21 protein-coding genes are annotated in these 20,853 nt (G+C 64.9%); 1 reads left to right on the forward strand and 20 read right to left on the reverse strand.

Annotated elements, in window-relative coordinates; translation table 11 throughout:
• Positions 1-57: 57 nt before the first annotated feature.
• The 7 genes from glnA to ATE59_RS14750 all read right to left on the reverse strand — a co-directional run bounded on the left by glnA (position 58) and on the right by ATE59_RS14750 (position 9,038).
• Entirely contained in the window at positions 58-1,470 is a 1,413-nt protein-coding gene (glnA, locus tag ATE59_RS14720) for a type I glutamate--ammonia ligase (protein WP_058813096.1), read from the reverse strand.
• 72 nt (positions 1,471-1,542) lie between these two features.
• Positions 1,543-1,881 (reverse strand): P-II family nitrogen regulator, encoded by a 339-nt coding sequence (locus ATE59_RS14725; RefSeq protein WP_003040441.1) that lies wholly within the window; start codon positions 1,879-1,881, stop codon positions 1,543-1,545.
• 229 nt (positions 1,882-2,110) lie between these two features.
• Positions 2,111-4,291 (reverse strand): PQQ-dependent dehydrogenase, methanol/ethanol family, encoded by a 2,181-nt coding sequence (locus ATE59_RS14730; protein ID WP_058813097.1) that lies wholly within the window; start codon positions 4,289-4,291, stop codon positions 2,111-2,113.
• 111 nt (positions 4,292-4,402) lie between these two features.
• Entirely contained in the window at positions 4,403-5,242 is an 840-nt protein-coding gene (map, locus tag ATE59_RS14735) for a type I methionyl aminopeptidase (RefSeq protein ID WP_058813098.1), read from the reverse strand.
• An 84-nt stretch (positions 5,243-5,326) separates the two neighbouring features.
• Complete coding sequence (gene clpA / locus ATE59_RS14740; RefSeq protein ID WP_058813119.1) at positions 5,327-7,663, reverse strand: ATP-dependent Clp protease ATP-binding subunit ClpA; 2,337 nt, start codon at positions 7,661-7,663, stop codon at positions 5,327-5,329.
• Positions 7,664-7,836: 173 nt separating this feature from the next.
• Complete coding sequence (locus ATE59_RS14745) at positions 7,837-8,844, reverse strand: hypothetical protein (protein WP_156416806.1); 1,008 nt, start codon at positions 8,842-8,844, stop codon at positions 7,837-7,839.
• The gene (locus tag ATE59_RS14750) at positions 8,841-9,038 is read right to left on the reverse strand and encodes a DUF1192 domain-containing protein (RefSeq protein WP_058813100.1); all 198 of its coding nucleotides are present in this window, start codon (positions 9,036-9,038) and stop codon (positions 8,841-8,843) included. Before ATE59_RS14750 ends, ATE59_RS14745 begins: the two co-directional genes overlap by 4 nt.
• Before the next feature lie 113 nt (positions 9,039-9,151).
• Between ATE59_RS14750 and ATE59_RS14755 the strand changes: the two genes are divergently transcribed.
• Complete coding sequence (locus ATE59_RS14755) at positions 9,152-10,153, forward strand: NAD(P)H-quinone oxidoreductase (RefSeq protein WP_231737415.1); 1,002 nt, start codon at positions 9,152-9,154, stop codon at positions 10,151-10,153.
• A gap of 97 nt (positions 10,154-10,250) precedes the next feature.
• Here the strand turns inward: ATE59_RS14755 and rplQ are convergent, their stop codons facing one another.
• The 13 genes from rplQ to ATE59_RS14820 all read right to left on the reverse strand — a co-directional run bounded on the left by rplQ (position 10,251) and on the right by ATE59_RS14820 (position 20,826).
• Positions 10,251-10,673: a 50S ribosomal protein L17 gene (gene rplQ, locus ATE59_RS14760; RefSeq protein ID WP_003040421.1), complete on the reverse strand. Its 423-nt coding sequence runs from the start codon at positions 10,671-10,673 to the stop codon at positions 10,251-10,253.
• Between the two features lie 159 nt (positions 10,674-10,832).
• On the reverse strand, positions 10,833-11,891 hold the full coding sequence (locus ATE59_RS14765; protein WP_003040418.1) for a DNA-directed RNA polymerase subunit alpha: 1,059 nt from the start codon (positions 11,889-11,891) through the stop codon (positions 10,833-10,835).
• Between the two features lie 102 nt (positions 11,892-11,993).
• A complete protein-coding gene (gene rpsK, locus ATE59_RS14770) occupies positions 11,994-12,383 on the reverse strand; it encodes a 30S ribosomal protein S11 (protein WP_003040416.1) in 390 nt (129 codons plus the stop codon).
• 106 nt (positions 12,384-12,489) lie between these two features.
• Positions 12,490-12,858, reverse strand: coding sequence for a 30S ribosomal protein S13 (rpsM, locus tag ATE59_RS14775; RefSeq protein ID WP_003040400.1), 369 nt, complete (start codon positions 12,856-12,858; stop codon positions 12,490-12,492).
• 202 nt (positions 12,859-13,060) lie between these two features.
• Complete coding sequence (locus ATE59_RS14780; RefSeq protein WP_058813102.1) at positions 13,061-13,852, reverse strand: inositol monophosphatase family protein; 792 nt, start codon at positions 13,850-13,852, stop codon at positions 13,061-13,063.
• A 12-nt stretch (positions 13,853-13,864) separates the two neighbouring features.
• Positions 13,865-15,208 (reverse strand): TldD/PmbA family protein, encoded by a 1,344-nt coding sequence (locus tag ATE59_RS14785; RefSeq protein WP_058813103.1) that lies wholly within the window; start codon positions 15,206-15,208, stop codon positions 13,865-13,867.
• Positions 15,209-15,267: 59 nt separating this feature from the next.
• Positions 15,268-15,666: a hypothetical protein gene (locus ATE59_RS14790; RefSeq protein WP_003040391.1), complete on the reverse strand. Its 399-nt coding sequence runs from the start codon at positions 15,664-15,666 to the stop codon at positions 15,268-15,270.
• Between the two features lie 284 nt (positions 15,667-15,950).
• Positions 15,951-16,553 carry a hypothetical protein gene (locus ATE59_RS14795; protein ID WP_058813104.1) on the reverse strand — a complete coding sequence of 201 codons (603 nt, stop codon included), beginning with the start codon at positions 16,551-16,553 and terminating at the stop codon, positions 15,951-15,953.
• Positions 16,554-16,637: 84 nt separating this feature from the next.
• On the reverse strand, positions 16,638-17,159 hold the full coding sequence (locus ATE59_RS14800) for a demethoxyubiquinone hydroxylase family protein (RefSeq protein ID WP_058813105.1): 522 nt from the start codon (positions 17,157-17,159) through the stop codon (positions 16,638-16,640).
• Complete coding sequence (locus ATE59_RS14805) at positions 17,156-17,632, reverse strand: disulfide bond formation protein B (RefSeq protein WP_058813106.1); 477 nt, start codon at positions 17,630-17,632, stop codon at positions 17,156-17,158. Before ATE59_RS14805 ends, ATE59_RS14800 begins: the two co-directional genes overlap by 4 nt.
• A 22-nt stretch (positions 17,633-17,654) precedes the next feature.
• Positions 17,655-19,043, reverse strand: coding sequence for a S41 family peptidase (locus ATE59_RS14810; RefSeq protein WP_058813107.1), 1,389 nt, complete (start codon positions 19,041-19,043; stop codon positions 17,655-17,657).
• A 134-nt stretch (positions 19,044-19,177) separates the two neighbouring features.
• The gene (locus ATE59_RS14815) at positions 19,178-20,401 is read right to left on the reverse strand and encodes a murein hydrolase activator EnvC family protein (RefSeq protein ID WP_058813108.1); all 1,224 of its coding nucleotides are present in this window, start codon (positions 20,399-20,401) and stop codon (positions 19,178-19,180) included.
• Complete coding sequence (locus ATE59_RS14820; RefSeq protein WP_003040374.1) at positions 20,398-20,826, reverse strand: 23S rRNA (pseudouridine(1915)-N(3))-methyltransferase RlmH; 429 nt, start codon at positions 20,824-20,826, stop codon at positions 20,398-20,400. Before ATE59_RS14820 ends, ATE59_RS14815 begins: the two co-directional genes overlap by 4 nt.
• Between the last annotated feature and the right edge of the window lie 27 nt (positions 20,827-20,853).

Here is a 20,853-nt window from a genome sequence, read left to right on the forward strand (position 1 = left end):
AGGGCGTCCGAGCTCCCCCAAGCCGGACGCCCTTCGAGCGTGACTGATCGCTGCAGATCAGGCGCTGTAATACATGTCGAATTCGACCGGGCTCGGGGTCTGTTCGAAGTTGTAAACTTCGGCCCATTTGAGTTCGATATAGGCTTCGATCTGATCCTTCGAGAAGACGTCGCCCTTCAAGAGGAAGTCGTGATCGGCCGCGAGGCTGTCGAGCGCTTCGCGCAGGCTGCCACAGACGGTCGGGACTTCGGCGAGTTCTTCGGGCGGCAGATCATAGAGATTCTTGTCCATCGCGTCGCCGGGGTGGATCTTGTTCTGGATGCCGTCGAGCCCCGCCATCAGCAGCGCCGAATAGCAGAGATAGGGGTTTGCCATCGCATCGGGGAAGCGGAATTCGACGCGCTTCGCCTTGGCGCCCGCGCCATAGGGGATGCGGCACGAAGCCGAACGGTTGCGCGACGAATAGGCGAGCAGCACCGGCGCCTCGAAGCCCGGGACGAGGCGCTTGTAGCTGTTCGTCGTCGGGTTGGTGAAGGCATTGAGCGCCTTGGCGTGCTTGATGACGCCGCCGATGAAATAGAGGCACATGTCCGAAAGGCCGGCATAGCCGTTGCCGGCAAAAAGCGGCTTGCCCTTTTCCCAGATCGAGATGTGGGTGTGCATGCCCGATCCGTTATCGTCCTTGATCGGCTTGGGCATGAAGGTCGCAGTCTTGCCATAGGCATGGGCGACCTGATGCACGACATATTTGTAGATCTGCATGCGGTCGGCGGTCTGCGTCAGCGTGCCGAAGGTCAGGCCCAGCTCGTGCTGCGCGGCGGCGACTTCATGGTGATGCTTGTCGCAGGGCAGGCCCATTTCGAGCATGGTCGAGACCATTTCGGCGCGGATGTCGACGGCACTGTCAACGGGCGCGACCGGGAAGTAACCGCCCTTGGCGCGCGGACGATGGCCAAGGTTGCCGCCTTCATAGGCGCGGCCGGTGTTGGTCGGCAGTTCGATATCGTCGATTTCGAAACCCGACTTGTTGTAGCCCGTTTCGAAGCGGACGTCGTCGAACATGAAGAATTCGGCTTCGGGACCGACATAGACGGTGTCGCCGATGCCGGTCGAGGCGACATAAGCTTCGGCGCGCTTCGCGGTCGTGCGCGGGTCGCGGGCATAGCCTTCGCCGGTCGAAGGCTCGACGATGTCGCAGAACATCACCAGCATCGGGGTTGCCGAGAAGGGATCGTCATAGACCGCTTCGAGATCGGGCTTCAGGATCATGTCGCTTTCGTTGATCGCCTTCCAGCCTTCGATCGACGATCCGTCGAACATCAGGCCGTCTTCGAGGGCGTCTTCGTCGATCACGCCGGCGCACATGGTCAGATGCTGCCATTTGCCCTTGGGATCGGTGAAGCGCAGATCGACCCACTCGATGTCATTATCCTTGATCCGGGCGATGATATCCTTCGGCTTGGTGGCCATGGTCACTTCTTCCTTTTTGCGAATAGTACCGGCTGGACCGGCGTCTGTTGAACGGGATGGAGCGATGGAAGCTTAGAGCGCGTCCTCATTGCGTTCGCCGGTGCGGATGCGCAGCGCGGTTTCCACAGGGATCACGAAAATCTTGCCGTCGCCGATGCGGCCCGTCTGCGCGGCCGCGGCGATCGCCTCGACCACGCGTTCGGCCATATTGTCGTCGACGATAACCTCCAGCTTCACCTTCGGCAGGAAGTCGACGACATATTCGGCGCCGCGATACAGTTCGGTGTGCCCCTTCTGGCGACCGAAGCCCTTCGCCTCGGTAACGGTGATGCCGCTGACACCCACTTCGTGCAGCGCCTCCTTCACCTCGTCGAGCTTGAACGGTTTGATGATCGCCTCAATCTTCTTCACGCTTCATGTCCCCCTTTGGGCCTTCCACCTTTGCCTGTGGTCGAAGCCGGGTCAGGTGCGCCTGAACCGGTTTCCCCCGTGAGTCGGTGCGGTGTGCGGCCATCTTGCACCAATCAAGACCCGTGCCAATTGGCGAATCGCAAGCTTTCGGTAAGAAATTTGGCACGAAATTACGCCGCTGCCCGTCCTTTGGGCAACGGCGCGATTTCGGTGATTAAATTTTGTGCAATCAGCGCCCGACGGGCGCCGTCGCGTCGGGCAGGTTCGCCTTGGTCCAGTTCGACCGGTCGATGACATAGGCGCGAATCGCCTCGACATCGGCGGGGGTCAGCACCTTGGCAAAGCTCACCATGCCGCGGTCCTTCAGCGCGCCGTCGAGGATCACGCCTTTCCATGCATCGGCACTGGTCAGCGCGCCCGAAACGCGCAGGTCAGGGGTGAAGCCGTTGCCGATCGCGCTGTCGCCGTGACAGACTTGGCAATAGCGCCCGAAATGCGCCTTGCCCGATGCGATCTGCTGCGGCGTGCCGAACTGCGCGGGCGGATTCCACGCCAGCGTCATGGTCGCGGGCGGGGCGGGGAGCTGCACCGTACCGCCGAGCTTGAGCACCACGAGGCGCGGAATATTGGGCACCTTGCGCGTCACACCGCCCGCGACCCCGGCGACGAGCGGAAAGGCGCCGCCCTTGCTGGTCTGGAACGCAACATATTGCACCCCGCCGACGCGGAAGGTCGATGGCGCGCTGACGATCCCCGACTGCATGTCGAGGTCGAGGAGCTGCTTGCCGGTGTCGGCGGCATAGGCGCGGAAGCGCCCCGTGCTCGTTCCCTGGAAGACCAGATTGCCCGCCGTGGTCATCGTGCCGCCATTCCATGCCGCGGGATAATCGACGCCCCAGGCGACCTTGCCGGTGCGCGGATCGAAGGCGACGAGACGGCCGGTGGTCGCGGCGACGGCGGCGCGGAAGGCGGCCTTGTCGTCGGGGAGCATCGCCGCGGTCAGCGAGGCGCCGATGTTGAAGCCGAGCACCTTGCGCCGGTCCAGCTCGTCCATATCCTGGATATAGCCCTGCGGAATCTGCTGCGCCGGAATATAGACGAGGCCGGTGGCAGGGTTGTAGCTCATCGGGTGCCAGTTGTGCGCGCCGAGCGCGCCCGGGATCGCGATGAAGGGCTTGCCGGTCTTGTAGAAGCGCGCATCAGGATTTTCGATCGGCCGACCGGTGGCCATGTCATAGCCGGTCGCCCAGTTGATCCCGTCGACGAAGGGTTTGGCGTCGATCAGCTTGCCGGTCGAGCGGTCGATCGTGAAGAAAAAGCCGTTCTTCGGTGCATGATACAGCACTTTGGTCGGCGTGCCGTTCACCGCCTGCTCGGCAAGGATGATCGGCTGCGTCGCGGTATAGTCCCAGCTCTCGCCCGGCGTTTCCTGATAATGCCATTTATATTTGCCGGTTGACGCATCGAGCGCCACCACGGACGAGAGGAACCAGTTGTCGCCTTCGCCGTTCGAACGCGTACCATGGTTCCACGGATTACCGTTGCCGACGCCGAGATAGATCTGGTCGAGATCCTTGTCATAGACGATCGCGTCCCACACCGTGCCGCCGCCGCCCGACGTCTTCCATTCCCCTTGGTCTGACCAGGTTGCATTGCCTTTCGACGCGAAGATGTCGTCGCTTGCGGCGCCGTCCTTCTTCTTTTCGGGGTTCGGCGCGGTGTAGAAGCGCCAGCGTTCCTTGCCGGTGTCGGCATCATAGGCGGTGACATAGCCGCGCACCCCGAATTCGGCGCCGCCGCTGCCGATCAGCACCATGTCCTTCACGACGCGCGGCGCGCCGGTGATCGTGTAGGGCTTTTGGGGATCGAAGGTCTGCGTCGACCACAGTTCCTTGCCGGTCTTGCGGTCGAGCGCGATCAGCCGCCCGTCGAGTGCGCCGACGAAGAGCTTGTCACCCCATACCGCGACGCCGCGGTTGACGACGTCGCAGCAGGCGTTGACCGCGCGGTCGCCCGGCACCTTGGGATCGAAGGACCAGAGCTTCTTGCCGGTCGCGGCGTCCCACGCGTCGACCTTCGACCAGGCGTGGCTGACATAAAGGGTGCCATCGACGACGACCGGGGTCGCTTCCTGTCCGCGCGCGTCCTCAAGATCGGCGAACCAGGCAATGCCAAGCTCGCCCACATTCTTGTCGTTGATGTCGGTGAGCGGGCTGAAGCGCTGCTCGTCATAGCCATAGCCGATGCCGGCCCAGTTGTCGCCGTTGCCGCCGGTCTTGAGCAGTGCTTCGCTCGCCTTCTCGGCATCGTCGAGCGATCCGCCCGTGCCGCCCGACTTCGACGCGTTGCAACCCGCCAGAACCAAGGCCGCACCACAAAGCAGCGCGGTCGCCATGACCCGTTTCGCCATATTCGCTCTCCCTCGACGTCCTATGCTTGACGTTCACGTCAAGACTGCGCCGGGCGAAGCGGATTCGCAAGCGGGAATTTAGGGTGTTCTACCTAAAGTCTGTGGCAGGTTTCAGGCCCAGGGCGGGGCGTTGAGTCCCTTGGGGCTTGCGGTAAAGATTTCGCAGCCGTCATCGGTGATGCCGATGCTATGTTCGAACTGCGCCGAAAGCGACCGGTCGCGCGTCACTGCAGTCCAGCCGTCGGCAAGCATCTTCACGGCATATTTGCCGGTGTTGATCATCGGTTCGATGGTGAAGAACATGCCGGGCCTCAGCTCCGGGCCGGTGCCGGGGCGCCCGGCGTGGACCACTTCGGGCGCATCGTGGAACATCTGGCCGAGCCCGTGACCGCAAAAATCGCGCACCACCGAATAGCGATGGCGTTCGGCGTGGCTCTGGATCGCGTGCGCGACGTCGCCCATCGTATTGCCCGGTTTCGCCTGTTCGATGCCCAGCATCAGACATTCATAGGTCACGTCGACCAGCCGCCGCGCCTTGATCGGAACCTCGCCGACCAGATACATGCGGCTGGTGTCGCCATGCCAGCCATCGACGATGCTGGTAACGTCGACATTGACGATATCGCCTTCGCGCAGCGGCTTGTCGTCGGGAATCCCGTGGCACACGACATGGTTGATGCTGGTGCAACAGCTATGCGTGAAGCCGCGATAGCCCAGCGTCGCGGGAATGCCGCCGCCCGCAAGCATCTTCTCGCGCACCAGATCGTCGATCGCCCCGGTGGTCACACCGGGCTGGATGAAAGGAACGAGCGCGTCGAGGATCTCGGCCGACAGCCGGCCGGCCTTGCGCATTCCGGCAAAGCCGGATTCGTCGTGCAGCTTGATCGTGCCGTCGCGGACGCGGGCGGGGGTGGCCGCTTCGTCGGCGGTTACGGAGATGTAGTTGTACATGCAGGTGATATAGGCGCCGCAGCCCCAAAAAGCGAGGGGGTCAAACAAAACCCCTCCCGCAAGCGGTAGGGGGTGAAGCGGTTTCTACTCTGCCGCCTTCTCGGCTTTGGCCTTGCCCTTGCCCTTGCTCGCTTTGGGCGCCGCCGGGGTGATTTCGAAGCTCAGCGGATTGCCGACCTTGGCATCCTCGCCGGTTTTCAGCTTCACCTTGACCTCGCCGCCGTGGACGAGCTTGCCGAAGAGCAGTTCTTCGGCGAGCGGCTGCTTGATCTTTTCCTGGATCAGGCGGCCCATCGGGCGTGCGCCATAGAGCTTGTCATAGCCCTTGGCGGTCAACCATTCGCGCGCCTTGTCGTCGAGCTGGATGTGGACGTTGCGGTCGGCAAGCTGCAGTTCGAGTTGCAGGATGAACTTGTCGACGACGCGCGCCACGACTTCGGGCGGCAGATAGCCGAAGGGGACGATCGCATCGAGGCGGTTGCGGAATTCGGGGGTGAACATGCGCTTCACCGCCTCTTCCTGCGCATCCTCGCGCGTCTGGGTGCCGAAACCGATCGACTCGCGCGTCATGTCGCTCGCGCCCGCATTGGTTGTCATGATCAGGATCACGTTGCGGAAATCGACCGTCTTGCCGTGGTGGTCGGTCAGCCGGCCATTGTCCATCACCTGGAGCAGGATGTTGAACAGGTCGGGATGCGCCTTCTCGATCTCGTCGAGCAGCAGCACGCAGTGCGGGTTCTGGTCGATCGCGTCGGTCAACAGGCCGCCCTGGTCATAGCCGACATAGCCCGGCGGCGCGCCGATCAGGCGGCTCACCGAATGGCGTTCCATATATTCGGACATGTCGAACCGCTGGAGCGGAATGCCGAGCAGATGCGCGAGCTGTTTCGCGACCTCGGTCTTGCCGACACCGGTGGGGCCGCTGAACAGATAATTGCCGATCGGCTTTTCGGGATCGCGCAGCCCGGCGCGGCTGAGCTTGATCGCCGACGACAGCACCTCGATCGCGGTATTCTGGCCGAAGACGACGCGCTTCAGGTCGGTCTCGAGCGTTTCGAGAACCTTCTTGTCATCGCTCGACACCGATTTGGGCGGGATGCGCGCCATCGTCGCGATCACCGCCTCGATCTCCTTGGCGGTGATCGTCTTGCGGCGCTTCGACGGCGGCACCAGCATCTGCATCGCGCCGACTTCGTCGATCACGTCGATCGCCTTGTCGGGCAGCTTGCGGTCGTTGATGTAACGCGACGACAGCTCGACCGCCGCGTTGATCGCGTCGGCGGTGTATTTCACATTATGATGGCTCTCGAACGCGTCGCGCAAGCCGGCGAGGATCTTCTTCGTGTCCTCGATGCTCGGTTCGATCACATCGATCTTCTGGAACCGGCGCAGCAGCGCGCGGTCCTTCTCGAAATGATTGCGGAACTCCTTGTAGGTGGTCGACCCGATGCAGCGGATCACACCGCCCGACAATGCGGGCTTCAGGAGGTTCGAGGCGTCCATCGCGCCGCCGCTCGTCGCGCCGGCACCGATCACCGTGTGGATCTCGTCTATGAACAGGATCGCGTGCGGCATGCCTTCGAGTTCGGAGACGACCTGTTTCAGCCGCTCCTCGAAATCGCCGCGATAGCGCGTGCCAGCGAGCAGCGCGCCCATATCGAGCGAATAGATCACCGCTTCCTTCAGCACCTCGGGCACGTCGCCCTCGATGATCTTGCGCGCGAGGCCCTCGGCGATCGCGGTCTTGCCGACGCCGGGGTCGCCCACATAGAGCGGGTTGTTCTTGCTGCGGCGGCAGAGAATCTGGATCGTGCGGTCAACCTCGGCGCTGCGGCCGATCAGCGGGTCGACCTTGCCGCCCTTCGCCTTTTCGTTGAGGTTGACCGTGAACTGGTCGAGCGCGGTTTCCTTCTTGTTCTTGCCTTCGCTCTTGTCCTTCGCTTCTTCCTTTTCCTCGGGCTCGGCGGTGGGCGAGGGCTTGCCGCCCTTGCCGACGCCGTGGCTGAGGTAGGAAACGGCATCGAGCCGCGTCAGATCCTGCTGCTGCAGGAAATAGACCGCATAGCTTTCGCGTTCGGAGAAGAGCGCGACAAGGACATTGGCGCCCGTCACCTCATCCTTGCCCGATGACTGGACGTGCAGGATCGCGCGCTGGACGACGCGCTGGAAACCGCTGGTGGGGGAGGGGTCGCTGTGCCCCTCGACCTTCAGGCTGTCGAGTTCGGTGTCGAGATAATGGACCACCGCCGACTGCAACTCGCCCAGCGCGACGCCGCACGCGCGCATCACCTCGGCGGCATGTTCGTCGTCGATCAGCGCGTAGAGCAGATGCTCGAGCGTCGCATATTCGTGGTGGCGCTCCGACGCGGCCTTCAGCGCGTTGTGCAGGGTCTTTTCGAGGGACTCCGAAAAGGACGGCATGGTCTTCATCTCCTTGCGGGGACGTGCCGGGGAGAGGCCGCCCCTAGGAACACAACGTGGCGATGCTCCCGTCTCTCCGCAAGGGAAAAGCGGAAGGTCGTGTGAAATTACGATGACAGGCTTGTCTTATGGTTAACGTGGCGTTGGGATTTGGGGCGCGCAAGGTCTGGAATTCAAAACGAGAAGTGCGTTTTGGCAACTTCTGGAATGTTCAAGCCCATGTGTTGGAGCCTTCGAATAATCACTTCCATCGCGAATTTAACGCTTTTGCCAGTTAGCTCGTTGAGCTGTCCGTCGTCTAGCTTCGCAGTTCCGTGGATTACGCCGCTTCGAAGGCGGTAAAGGTTGTCCCATTCCCTTATCCGGTCAGCGAAGCCCAATTCGCGGAGAACTCTGATTACTCCTTGTCTCAAACCAATCCGATGCGTCCCGCGGATAATTGCATCAGAGACCTCTCGTCGCTCTTCGGGGCTGCCCGTAGTAAGAGCTTGGACGGCATCAGCTGCCTGCTTGAGCATCTGTGTCTGTTCGGATGACCATGTCTCAGCCTGGCCTAGGTTCTCTACAGCCGAAAATGCCAAAACGATTCTGGTCAGAGGTTCTGACTGCATGATCGCGTGATTGAGCAAAGTCACACCACGTTGGGCGGCGTATTTTTCCAAGTCCGCTTGAGTGGCAAGGCTTTCGATCGCACTAAGCAGGTGTTCTACGTTCGATTGCACTGACAGCGTAATCTCGGAGTGAGGTACCCTAGTCCTATCATCGTCTGGGAATGTCATTAGCCCGTGGATGTTTCCAGCGATGCGCTGGTGAGGCTCAATCAGTCCGAGTTCACGCGCATATTCTTCGTCGATCCAACTAGTCGCTGTGTCGTTGCCAACATCAATGCCCCAATGTGAGCAGAGAGAGGCAATCTGGAAGATTGATCGGAGGCGCTCCCCGAACTGCAGCGCTTCGAGCTCATCTCTAAAGCCGCCCGCGCTGATGACGAACCATTTGGCCTTGTTCAAAGGTTGATCGCGTGGGTCGGAACGTATCTCAAGATTTCGGCGATCAATGGTGATCGGAATTTGGGAATCGGCGATCCCCAAGGCTTTCGTTGCGCGAAAACGAAGGCGCACTCGATAGCCCGTTTCGTCCTTCTTTACTGGCGAGGTCGAATTGGGATTAGAGCGGCTCATCCCTTGCGGAACAGCGCCTCCGCGTTTGCCTTGAAGCTGCCCGCTGCCGCCTTGTGTGCCTTTGTGCGTGCTATCTCGGCTTCCAGCACCGCAAGGCGATCGTCGAGTTCGGCGACCGACAAGGGGTCGAGCGACTGTTTGGCGAGCGCCGCCAGCACATCGTCGCGGCGGCGGGGAAGGTCGTCGTCGTCCATGGTCATCCTCCCTGTCGAATTGCGGCCTTGCGGGGCGCGAACTGTTGACCCCTGCGCCGCGGCTGTCAATAAGGCGGGGCGAGTGGGAAATCGAACAAAGTGGGGGATTTAGCGTGACCAGCCTGCCCGAGAGCATGACCGCCGTCGCGATCCGCGAACCCGGCGGCCCCGAAGTGCTCGTTGCCGAGCAGCGACCCGTGCCGCGGCCGGGGCCGGGCGAGTTGCTGATCCGCGTCGCCGCGGCGGGGGTGAACCGTCCCGACGTGCTCCAGCGCATGGGCTTCTATCCGCCGCCGCCAGGCGCATCGGACCTTCCCGGCCTCGAAATCGCCGGCACTGTCGTCGCCACCGGACCGGGCGGCGATCCCGAAATGCTGGGGCAGGCGGTTTGCGCGCTGGTCGCGGGCGGGGGCTATGCCGAATATTGCGTCGCGCCGGTGGGCAGCGTGCTGCCCGTTCCCGCGGGTTTCACCATGGCCGAAGCAGCGGCGCTGCCCGAAACGGTGTTCACGGTATGGCATAATCTGTTCGAGCGCGGCTGGATCAAGGAAGGGGAAACGGCGCTCGTCCACGGCGGGACCAGCGGTATCGGCACGACGGCGATCGGCCTGTGCAAGCTGTTCGATATCCGCATCATCGTCACTTGCGGCAGCGCCGACAAATGCGACGCGGCGCGGGCGCTCGGCGCCGACCTCGCGATCGATTATTCGGCCGAGGATTATGTCGAGGCGGTGAAGGGCTTTACCGGCGGGGCGGGGGTCGATGTCGTGCTGGATATGGTCGGCGGCGACTATGTGCCGCGCAATCTTGCGTGTCTTGCCGACGACGGGCGGCACGTCACCATCGCCTTCCAGCGGGGCGCGAAAGCCGAAATCGACATGTCGCAGCTGATGCGCCGCCGTCTGACGATGTCCGGATCGACGCTGCGGGCGCGCAGCGCCGACTTCAAGGCCGCGTTGGCCGACGAGATTCACAAGACGCTGTGGCCGCGGCTTTCCAGCGGGGCCTGGAAGCCCGCGATGGATCAGGCCTTTCCGCTTGCCGATGCCGCCGCCGCGCATGCGCGGATGCAGGCGGGCGCGCACGTGGGAAAGATCGTCCTCACGATCGGATAATCGTTTGCTGCGCGCTGGTCCCCGTCGGCTGGCCAAGAAAAAGGGCGGTCGTCCCGGTGGACGCCGCCCTTGATCTTGTGTCGATGGAAAGTTCGGCTCAGGCCGCGTCTTCCAGTTCCTCGTCGGTCAGCACCGGACCCGAATCCTGGCCCTTGGCATCGACGTCGCGGTCGACGAACTCGATGATCGCGATCGGCGCGGCGTCCGACGCGCGGATGCCGGCCTTGATGATGCGGGTGTAGCCGCCGTTGCGGTCCTTGTAGCGTTCGGCGAGGACGTCGAACAGCTTCTGAAGCTGCGCTTCGTCCATCAGGCGGCTCATCGCTAGACGGCGATTGGCAAGGCCGCCACGCTTTGCGAGCGTGATCAGCTTTTCGACATAGGGACGCAGTTCCTTCGCCTTGGCGACGGTCGTCGTGATCTGCTCATGCTTGATGAGCGAAGCCGACATGTTGCGGAACATCGCGATGCGATGCGCGCCGGTGCGCTGAAGCTTCCGGCCACCCGATTTATGACGCATAATCCATTCCTTCGTTTGTCAGAGGGGCCGTTTTACGGAACCCCAAGCCAGGCCCGCTTGCGGGGGAGCCCTTTTCCCTTTGTGTTCCCCGGCGAAAGCCGGGGTCCAGATTCAGCGTTGCACCTGTGCCCCGGCTTTCGCCGGGGAACAGTTCGGGACTTAACCCAGCAGCTCCTGTTCGAGCTTCTTGGCCATTTCCTCGATGTTTTCCGGCGGCCAGCCGGGGATGTCCATGCCGAGGCGCAGACCCATCGACGAGAGCACTTCCTTGATCTCGTTGAGCGACTTGCGGCCGAAGTTCGGCGTGCGGAGCATCTCGGCCTCGGTCTTCTGGACCAGGTCGCCGATGTAGATGATGTTGTCGTTCTTGAGGCAGTTGGCCGAACGAACCGACAGTTCGAGCTCGTCGACCTTCTTGAGAAGGAAGCGGTTGAGCTGGTTGACGTCCGATTCCTCGGTCGAAGCCGACGGAGCCGCCATGCCGATGAGGCCGCTGTCGTTCATCGCTTCTTCGAAGTGGACGAAGACCTGAAGCTGGTCCTGGAGGATGCGCGCAGCATAGGCGACGGCATCTTCCGGGGTCACGGTGCCGTCGGTATCGACGGTCAGCGACAGCTTGTCATAGTCCAGTTCCTGACCGATGCGGGCATTGTCGACCTTGTAGGCGACCTGGCGCACCGGCGAGTAGAGCGAATCGACCGGGATCAGGCCGATCGGCGCGTCGGCCGGACGGTTGGCCGTCGCGGGAACATAGCCCTTGCCGGTGTCGGCAACGAGTTCCATGTTCAGCGTCGCCCCGTCGTCGAGGTGGCAGATCACATGATCGGGGTTCATCACCTTGATGTCACCCGACACCATGATGTCGCCGGCCTTCACGGTCGCGGGACCGGTCGCCGAAAGCTGCAGCCGCTTCGGGCCTTCGCCTTCCATCTTGAGCGCGATCTGCTTCACGTTGAGGACGATGTCGGTCACGTCCTCGCGCACGCCGGCCAGGCTCGAGAATTCGTGCAGGACGTTCTCGATCTTGATCGACGTGATGGCCGCACCCTGGAGCGACGACAGGAGCACGCGGCGCAGCGCGTTGCCAAGCGTCAGGCCGAAACCGCGTTCGAGCGGTTCGGCGACGAAGGTGGCCTTGCGCTTGCTGTCGCTGCCAGCCTTGATTTCCAGGTTGCTGGGCTTCTTCAATTCCTGCCAGTTCCGGATATTGACAGTCATGGACTTCCCTTTGCTTTGGGCGGGACGGGCGGGCGGGTCGAGCCTGTCCTGCGTTAGATATGGTGACGGCAGAGCGGCCCGAAGACCGCCAGTCCGGAAACGTCAGACGCGGCGGCGCTTGGCCGGACGTACGCCGTTGTGCGGGATCGGCGTCACGTCGCGGATCGACGTGATGTGGAAACCGACCGCCTGCAAGGCGCGCAGGGCCGATTCACGACCGGCGCCGGGGCCTTTCACTTCGACTTCCAGCGTGCGGACGCCATGTTCGGCGGCCTTCTTGCCAGCGTCTTCGGCGCAAACCTGCGCGGCATAGGGCGTCGACTTGCGGCTGCCCTTGAAGCCCATCATTCCGGCGCTCGACCAGGCAATCGCATTGCCCTGCGCGTCGGTGATGGTGATCATCGTGTTGTTGAAGGTCGCGTTGACGTGGGCGACGCCCGACGAGATATTCTTGCGTTCGCGCCGACGAAGGCGCTGCGGTTCACGAGCCATTTTGAATTCCTAAACCCTAAATCCTGAAAACGACCGGTGGTGCCAGTGCGATGGCGACCTCCGGTGGAGAAATAAGGAAATCCGTCCCCCGGACGAATCTCTGCTCTTACTTCTTCTTACCGGCGATCGGCTTGGCCTTGCCCTTGCGGGTGCGCGCATTGGTGTGCGTGCGCTGGCCGCGGACCGGAAGGCCCTTGCGATGACGCAGGCCGCGATAGCAGGCGAGGTCCATGAGGCGCTTGATGTTCATCGCCGTGTTGCGGCGAAGATCACCCTCGACCGTGAGGTCGGCGTCGATCGTTTCGCGGATCTGCAGGACTTCGGCGTCCGACAGGTCCTGGATGCGGCGGGTGTGGTCGATGCCGAGCTTGTCGGCGATGTCGACGGCGGTCTTGCGGCCGATGCCGTGGATGTAGGTGAGCGCGATGATTACGCGCTTGTTGGTGGGCAGGTTTACGCCCGCGATACGTGCCATCTGTTCTTTCTCCTGCTCCACAGGGTTCGCTGGCAAACGATCCCTATCTCAAAGCGTCTGTTTTCCAACGCAAAAAACGGACCACGAAGACGCGCTGAGCGTTTCGCCGTCCGGTCAGGGTGTTGGAATGCAGCGGCAATTAGGGTGAGTCGGGCGAATTGTCAAGCGAAGCGGCGGCTTTTGCAGCCTGCCGGGGCGCGCCTCAATCGTCGGCGGTCAGCGCCACCGCGCGGTCGTGCAGCCGGTTGACGACCGCGCCATGAATGCCCGGCGCGCAGGCAATGACGCCGAAGGCCTGCGCGCGCGGCGTGTTGAAGACGAGCGGCTCGCCAAAGGCGTCGGTGACAGTCGCACCGGCCTCGGTCGCGATCAGCGCCGCGGCGGCGACGTCCCATTCGAAACCCCAGCGCAGCGTCGCGACCAGATCGGCGCGGTCGTCGGCGACCAGCGCCATGCGCAGCGCGATGCTGTTGGGTTTTGTCACCATGATGAGGTCGCGGTCGATCTTGGGCAGGCTGTCGGCGGGAACGCGCGATCCGTTGAAGATCATCCGGCGGCTGGCGCGCAGCGTTTCGCCGTTGAGCGTCGCGCCCTGACCCTTGCGGGCGACCCAAAGCTCGTCGAGCGCTGGCGCGTAGAGCACGCCGATTTCGGGAGCGCCGTCGACGACCAGAGCGACCGACACCGCCCAGCCCGGACGGCCGCGGATGAAGTCGCGGGTGCCGTCGATGGGGTCGACGCACCACATGAAACGGCGCGACAGCCGGTCGCTGTTGTCCGCGGTTTCCTCCGAAAGCCATCCGGCCTCCGGCACCATCGCGCCGAGAACCGCCTTCAACCGGGCGTCGACCGCCAGATCGACGTCGCTGACCGGATTATTTTCCGACTTGTGCCAGACATTGACCGCCTTGCCCTCGCCGCGCCAGCGCGCCATCGCCATGTCGCCGACCTCGCGCGTCGCGGCGATCACGGCTTCCAGGTTGCGCGCGGGCATCGGGCGGCCGGCCTAGCTGCTGGCGACGGTCATGCCGTCGATGCGCAGCGTCGGCACATTGGTGCCGTGGCGGAAGACCAGATCGTCGGCGGGGACCAGCGCGGCGAACATGTCGATCAGATTGCCCGCGATCGTGAATTCGGCGATCGGGCCGGCGATCCGCCCGCCCTCGATCAGGAAACCTGACGCGCCGCGGCTATAATCGCCGGTCACGGGGTTGACGCCTTGGCCGATCAGTTCGGTGATATAGACGCCGCGGTCGATGTCGGCGATCAGCGCGTCGGGCGTGATCGACCCGGCCGCGAGATGCAGGTTGCTGGCAGAGACCCCCGACGCGCCGCCGCCGCGGCTCGCATGGCCGGTCGGTTCGAGCCCGAGCTGCTTCGCCGACGCGGTGTCGAGCAGCCACCCCGTAATGCGGCCATCGGCGACGATATCGCGCGCGGCGGTCGGCAGGCCCTCTCCGTCGAAGGCCCGGCTGCGCAGCCCGCGCGGACGATGCGGTTCGTCGCGCACGACGATTGCGCTGTCGAACAGCGCCCGTTCTTCCTTGCCGAGCAGGAAACTGGTGCCGCGGGCGATCGCGGGGCCGGCGATCGCGCCGAGCAGATGGCCGACGATGCTGCTGCCGATGCGCGGATCGAGGACGACCGGCACCTTGCCGACGGGCGCCTTGCCGGGGTTCAGCCGCGCGACGGCGCGGGTTCCGGCGCGCGCGCCGATTTCGGCGGCGCTTTCGAGGTCGGACAGATGATGCGCGCTGTGCCAGCCATAATCGCGCTGCATCGCCGCACCTTCGCCGGCGATGACGCTCGCCGACAGGCTGTGCCCGCTCGACCCATAGCCGCCGGCGAAGCCATGGCTCGTCGCGAGCGCGAAGCGCGTGCGGCTGTGGCTCGCGCTGCCGCCTTCGCTGTTGGTGACGCCGGCGACGGCGCGCGCGGCCTCCTCCACCGCCAGCGCGGCCTCGCGCAGCGCCTGGGGATCGGCTTCGCTGCCGTCGTCGAGATCGAAATCGGGGACCGGGCCGGTGAACAGGCGGTCGGCGGGGGCAAGGCCCGCATAGGGATCTTCGGGAGCCTCGCGTGCCATGGCAACGCAGCGCTCGACGAGCTTCGCCAGTTCGGCGGCATCCATGTCGGCGGTCGAGACGCTGGCGCTGCGCTGCCCGACGAAAACGCGCAGGCTGATATCATGCCCCTCGGACCGCTCGACATCCTCGAGCGCGCCGAGCCGCATCGAGACCGAGGTCGCGGCATTGCAATAGTAAAGCGCGTCGGCGGCGTCGGCGCCCGCCTTGGTCGCGGCGGCGCACAGCATTTGCGCGCGGTCGAGGGCTTCGGAAACACTCAGCATGGCCGCGCCCTATACGGCGCGCGGCGGGGCGTCAAAATCAAAGTCGGATGACGTGCGCTTCAGCGCGCGATGGCGGCGATGGCATCGGTGGCCGCCATCGCACCGCTGACCCACAAGAAGGGCAGGGTGATCGCGGCAACCCACAGGCGGCGCACATCGCGGCGGAAGCGCGCGTGCAGCCCCCAGCTTGCCAGCGCCTGGCGGCTCAGATGATACCAGCGCCGCTCGGTCGAGCGCGCGACGGGAAGCGCGAGCGCAAGGACGACGATCAGCGACACGACCGCCAGCATCGACGGGGCGCCGGCCGAAACCGCGCTCATCACCAGCCAGACCTGGAGGGCCGCAAAAACGATCAGCGCGGCGGCGGCGTGCCAGGTCATGCGTCGACCCAGACTGCGTGCCGGTGGAACGCTGGCGGTGGCGCGGCGCCAGAGGCGCGGTTCGAAGGTCGATGCCATGTTGTTTTTCAGCCTCCCCGGCTGGCGATTCCCATAAATGCGAAGTTTTCAGCCGAAAATTCCCAAGTCAAGACAGGTTGCCAGCGATTCGTTAATTTTCGGGCTCGATTCACCGCAGAATCGCAACAAAATCGGGTCCGACGGCTGATATTGCCGCAGATTCGGTTGTTTCGCAGGGTGCCGGGCGCGAAGACGCGCCCCGTCAGCCCCGGTCGCGAGGCCGCACTCTGCCCGAGTCGAAGATAGCAGTAGAGAGAGGCGCGCGCCGCGCGCCGTACCGCAAATCAGCGCGGCGGGGGGACCGGCAGCGGTTCGGCGTCGGGATTGTCGGTTGCCGGTGCGTCGGTTGCGGGCGCGGTCTCTTCGGCCTGCTTCTGCCGGTCGGCCAGCGCCTTTTCCTCGGCGACGACGGCTGCTTCGACCGTGTCGGCGGCAGCGTCGATCCCGGCGAGGCGCTTGGCGCGCTCGTCGGCGATCATCGCCTGCCAGTCGGTCTTGTCGGCCGCCTGCCGCTCGGCCTTCGCGCCGGCGAGCAATTGCTGGGTGCAGCCCGTGAAGCCGCCGAGCCCGACCGGCGAACAGCTGTCGGTGCCGAAGCGGCCGACGCGCTGGAGCGAGACGACGCGGTTCACCCAGGCTTCGTTGCGCGGGTCGAGCGGGTCGCCGCCACGGAAAATCTGCGGGACGCGGTAGCGGTCGCCTTCGGGCAGCACGGCGCAGACCAGGATTTCATCGCCATTCGCCTCGGGGCATTTGTCGTTGCCATAGACGATGACCTGATTGATCTTCTCATTCGCGGGGCCCACCGGCCCCGTATCTTGCGCGGCGGCGGGCTGGGCGATCGCTGCCCCGGCGAGGATCAGCATGGCAAGCGGCAGGCGGGTCATCGTTATTTCCTTTTCGTTTCGGGCGGCTTGCCACCCACTGCCTGCATCCGCGCTGAACGGTCAGGCTTTCCCCGTGGAACCCTATCAGATACGCTTCGACAGCGCGATGGCTGCGCGGCAGCCCGCGCGGATCGCGAGGCTGAGCAACGGATAGGCGGGTGCGCTTTCGGCCCCCGCGGCAATCGCCGCTTCCTTATGCTCCAGCTCTTCGGCCCGGAAATCGGCAACCGCTGCGCTCAGTTCGGGGTCGCTGTCGCCCAGCGTATCGAGCTGTTCGCGATAATGGCGATCGATCTCGGTCTCGACGGCGGCGGTGCAGGCCATGGCGGCGCGCGGCCCCATCGCGGCGGTGACGGCGCCGAGCGCGAAGCCCGCGACGTTCCAGAAGGGCTGAAGCGCCGTGGGGCGCACGCCGCGGCGCGCGACCATCGCGTCGAAAAATTTGCGGTGCCGCTCTTCCTGTTCGGCCATATGCGCGATCTCGCGCGCCATCGGATGGCGGTCGCCCATCACCGCGAGCTGACCCGCATAAATGCGCGTCGCGCCATATTCGCCCGCCTGATCGACGCGGATCATCGAGGCCGTTTTGCGGTCAGCTGTCATCATGCCGCCGATGTGGGACGGCGGCGCAGCAAGGTCAAGACGAACGCCGCGCCGGCGAGCGAGAAGATCGCGTTGAAACCGGCGAGCGAAACGCCGAGCAGCGTCCATTGCGGGACGTCGCAGCGGGTGATCGGCGCCGCCATGATATCGCTGAGCGATACCGGTCCGCTGACGCCGGTGCTGCACGTCGTCAGCCCTTCCCAGAAGCCATATTCGACCCCGGCGTGAAAGACGCCGATGACGCCGCTGATCGCGATCGCGATCGCGGCGAGCAGGGTCAGCCCGCGCATCGCCGCCGTATTGCGGGAGAGCAGCAGTCCCAGCGCTGCCAGCACGATCGCCGCCTGATGCGGCCAGCGCTGCCAGTAGCACATCTCGCACGGGTGGAGTCCGAAGCCGAATTGCGACACCAGCGCACCGCCATAGAGCGCCAGCGGGATGGCAAGCGCGGCAAGCGGCGCGGCGTAACGCGACATTCGCATCGTGGTTCAGCCCCTCTTAGTTGCGCGTCGTCGGCTTGGCGGCGGGCTTGGTCGCCTGCGCCATACGCGAAGTCGACGGGCCGATGCGACCGATCGTCTGCAGCGCGTAATAGAGCTGATAATCCTCGATGCCCTTGGCCTTCAGCTCCTCGGCGGTGGCGGTGAAGCGCGGATCGTCCTTCTCGTCCTTTTCGAGCAGGCTGTTGTCGACCTTTTTCTCGTTGATCAGATGGCGGCGCAGGTCGCTTTCGCGAAAGCGCGGACGGTCCTTATAGTCGGGGTCGGACAGCTGCGGCACACGGATATCAGGCTCGATCCCGCCTTCCTGAACGCTGCGACCCGACGGGGTGTAATAGCGCGCCGTCGTCAGGCGCAGCGCCGTCGTGTCGGTCAGCGGCAGCACGGTCTGCACCGACCCCTTGCCGAAACTGCGTTCGCCCATGATCAACGCCCGGTGCTGGTCCTGCAGCGCGCCGGCGACGATTTCGGACGCCGATGCCGATCCGGCGTCGATCAGCACGATCAGCGGCGCGCCCTGCGCAAGGTCGCCGGGTTCGGCGAAGAAACGCTCGATGTCATTCTTGCGGCGCCCGCGCTGCGAGACGATTTCGCCGCGGTCGAGGAAAACGTCGCTGACGCTCACCGCCTCATCGAGCAGGCCGCCGGGGTTCGAGCGCAGGTCGACGATCCAGCCGCGCGGTTTATGGCCGAGCGACTTTTCGACCGCGACCATCGCGGCGCGCAGATCGCGACCCGCATCGGCGGAGAAGCTGGCGATGGTCAGCACGCCGACATCGTCCTTCACCTCCCATTTGACCGGCTTCACGTCGATGATCTCGCGCTTCAGGGTCAGCTCCATCGGCTTGTCCTGGCCTTCGCGCACGACCGTAATCTCGACTTCGGTGCCGGGACGGCCGCGCATCTGTTCGACCGCTTCGTCGAGCGTCATGCCGAAGATGAGCTGCTTGTTGATATGGGTGATATAGTCGCCGGCCTTGATTCCCGCGCGGTCGGCCGGTGTGTCGGCGGTCGGCGCGATCACCTTGACCACGCCGTCCTCCATCGTCACCGACAGGCCCAGGCCGCCATATTCGCCATCGGTCTGTGTCCGCAGCGTCGAATAGTCGCGCGCGTCGAGGTAGCCCGAATGGGGATCGAGGCTGGCGAGCATGCCGTTGATCGCGCCTTCGATCAGCTTGTCGTCGCTGACCGGTTCGACATAATTGGCCTTCACTTCCAGGAACACGTCCATGAAGCGCTGGATTTCCTCGGTGGTCTTCGAATCGACCGTCGCCATCGCGCCGGTCGCGAGCGGCACGAGCGCGAGCGTGCTGAGCGCGGCGGCCCCCTGCCAGAAGGCGAAGCGGCGCTTCGGGGAGGCGGGAGTCTTGGTCGATTCGGTCATGGATGTCTTTCAGTCACGCGGAACAGGCCGCACTATAATCCCCGGCGAGCCATCGTCCAATGCCTTTGCACCGGCGTCAAGCGCGCGATCGCCCTAGCGAGGGTCGCCCGAACGGCGCGTTAACGGCGGCGGCGTCAGCCAAGCATCGCGACCAGATCGACCGGGCGCCCGGCGCGGCGCAGTTCGACCGTGATCCGGCTGTCGTCGGACCCGGCGCGGCCCACCGGCGCCCCGGCGTCCAGCGTGTCGCCGACCGAAACCGACAGCGCGATCATTCCCGTGATCAGCGATGTCCAGCCGCCGCCATGGTCGATGATGACGATCTTGCCATAGCCGCGATAATCGCCGGCAAAGCTCACGCGGCCCGCGGCGGGGGCGACCACCTGACCGCCGGGCTGCGTCGCGACGGTGATGCCGCGCGAGCGGACGCCGCTGTCATTCACTTCGCCAAGCCCCGCAACGATGCGCCCGACGACCGGCAGGCGATAGGCGCCCGCGCCGAGGTCCGCGTCGCGGCTTGCGGCCGGCGCGACCGGTGCGGCCTGCGGGGCCGCGCTGGCGGGGTCGGCGGGGCGCGGAAGCGGCCCGGACAGATCGGCGAGTTCGCCGCGCACCGCCGCGTCGGCCTCCAGCGCGTCCATCAGATCGACGATGTCGCGCGCCTTTTCGCCGAGACCAAGCGCGCGGTCGGCCTCGAGCTGCGCGCTGCTCATCAGGTCGCGCGAGCGCAGGCGGCCTTCATTCTCGAGCCGCGTCAGCGCGTCCCGCCGCTCGGCAAGCTGTGCCTTGCTTGCCGAAAGCGCCTGCAGCGCGACGCGTTGCTGCTGCTGCGTCGTGCGCAGCCGCGCGAGTTCCTGCCGGACTCCCGCGGTGCGCTCTTGAATCACCGGCATCACCGCGTCGAGTACGGCGCGCGCGTGGACCATGTCGCGCAGCGAGCCCGGCTGCGCGAGCACGCTCACCGGCGGGCGGCGGCTCAATTGCTGGAGCGATGCGGTGAGCGCGAGCAGGGGCTGCTGCTGTTCGGCGAGCCGCGTCTGTTGATCGGCGAGGCGGCGGCTGACCAGCGCGACGCGCGCCTCTGCCGCGTCGATATCGGCCTCGGCCGACTGGATCCGCGCGGCGAGGGCGGCGCTGCGCTTCTTCAGCCGGTCGGCCTCGTCGCGCGCGGCGCTTGCCTGCGCTTCGAGCACCGCGCTTCGCCGCAGCGCCGCGGCCGATTGGGCCTTGGCGGTGAGCAACTGCTGGCGCTCGCGCGCCGCAATCGCGGCGGGATCGAAAACGTCGCTCTGCGCCAGCGCCAGCGCGCCGCCGGCGATCGCCGCAAAGGCGGCGATGACAAGCAAGGCGGCCCTCATTGGCGACCCTCGCGGTGATAGGGGTGGCCGGCGACGATGCTGGTGGCGCGCCACAATTGCTCGGCGAGCATCGCGCGGGCCATCAGATGCGGCCAGGTTGCGCGGCCGAAGGCGATAACCTTGTCGGCCCCCTCGCGCTCGTCAGGGGTGAAGCCGTCGGCGGCACCAAGACAGAATCGCGCCTCGCGCACGCCGCCGTCGCGCCATTTTTCCAGCAGTTTGGCGAATTCGAGCGACGACATCTGTTCGCCGCCTTCGTCGAGCAGCACGGTGCGACTGCCGACGGGTGCGGCGGGCACGCGGCCGCCGGTGTCGGGAAGCTCCGAAATCTTCTGCGCCCAGGTCACGCGCTTCATATAACGCTCGACCAGTTCGGCCTCGGGCCCGCGCCCGATCCGGCCCCGCGCGATGATGTGCAGCAACATGATGTCTTCGTTCACCTTCGGTGAAAG

Origin of the sequence: Sphingopyxis sp. A083 (genome assembly GCF_001468495.1) — a bacterium.
Lineage (GTDB): Bacteria > Pseudomonadota > Alphaproteobacteria > Sphingomonadales > Sphingomonadaceae > Sphingopyxis > Sphingopyxis terrae.

Coding starts and splice junctions, on each gene's coding strand:
- rpsM (WP_003040400.1), bottom strand. CDS start 12,858: ATGGCACGTATCGCGGGCGTAAACCTGCCCACCAACAAGCGCGTAATC.
- ATE59_RS14730 (WP_058813097.1), bottom strand. CDS start 4,291: ATGGCGAAACGGGTCATGGCGACCGCGCTGCTTTGTGGTGCGGCCTTG.
- map (WP_058813098.1), bottom strand. CDS start 5,242: ATGTACAACTACATCTCCGTAACCGCCGACGAAGCGGCCACCCCCGCC.
- ATE59_RS14810 (WP_058813107.1), bottom strand. CDS start 19,043: ATGACCGAATCGACCAAGACTCCCGCCTCCCCGAAGCGCCGCTTCGCC.
- ATE59_RS14785 (WP_058813103.1), bottom strand. CDS start 15,208: ATGCTGAGTGTTTCCGAAGCCCTCGACCGCGCGCAAATGCTGTGCGCC.
- rplQ (WP_003040421.1), bottom strand. CDS start 10,673: ATGCGTCATAAATCGGGTGGCCGGAAGCTTCAGCGCACCGGCGCGCAT.
- ATE59_RS14750 (WP_058813100.1), bottom strand. CDS start 9,038: ATGGACGACGACGACCTTCCCCGCCGCCGCGACGATGTGCTGGCGGCG.
- rpsK (WP_003040416.1), bottom strand. CDS start 12,383: ATGGCTCGTGAACCGCAGCGCCTTCGTCGGCGCGAACGCAAGAATATC.
- ATE59_RS14820 (WP_003040374.1), bottom strand. CDS start 20,826: ATGTTGCTGCACATCATCGCGCGGGGCCGGATCGGGCGCGGGCCCGAG.
- ATE59_RS14800 (WP_058813105.1), bottom strand. CDS start 17,159: ATGATGACAGCTGACCGCAAAACGGCCTCGATGATCCGCGTCGATCAG.
- ATE59_RS14780 (WP_058813102.1), bottom strand. CDS start 13,852: ATGCCCGCGCGCAACCTGGAAGCCGTGATCGCCGCGACGCGCGAGGTC.
- ATE59_RS14765 (WP_003040418.1), bottom strand. CDS start 11,891: ATGACTGTCAATATCCGGAACTGGCAGGAATTGAAGAAGCCCAGCAAC.
- clpA (WP_058813119.1), bottom strand. CDS start 7,663: ATGCCGTCCTTTTCGGAGTCCCTCGAAAAGACCCTGCACAACGCGCTG.
- ATE59_RS14745 (WP_156416806.1), bottom strand. CDS start 8,844: ATGAGCCGCTCTAATCCCAATTCGACCTCGCCAGTAAAGAAGGACGAA.
- ATE59_RS14795 (WP_058813104.1), bottom strand. CDS start 16,553: ATGACCCGCCTGCCGCTTGCCATGCTGATCCTCGCCGGGGCAGCGATC.
- ATE59_RS14790 (WP_003040391.1), bottom strand. CDS start 15,666: ATGGCATCGACCTTCGAACCGCGCCTCTGGCGCCGCGCCACCGCCAGC.
- ATE59_RS14815 (WP_058813108.1), bottom strand. CDS start 20,401: ATGAGGGCCGCCTTGCTTGTCATCGCCGCCTTTGCGGCGATCGCCGGC.
- glnA (WP_058813096.1), bottom strand. CDS start 1,470: ATGGCCACCAAGCCGAAGGATATCATCGCCCGGATCAAGGATAATGAC.
- ATE59_RS14805 (WP_058813106.1), bottom strand. CDS start 17,632: ATGTCGCGTTACGCCGCGCCGCTTGCCGCGCTTGCCATCCCGCTGGCG.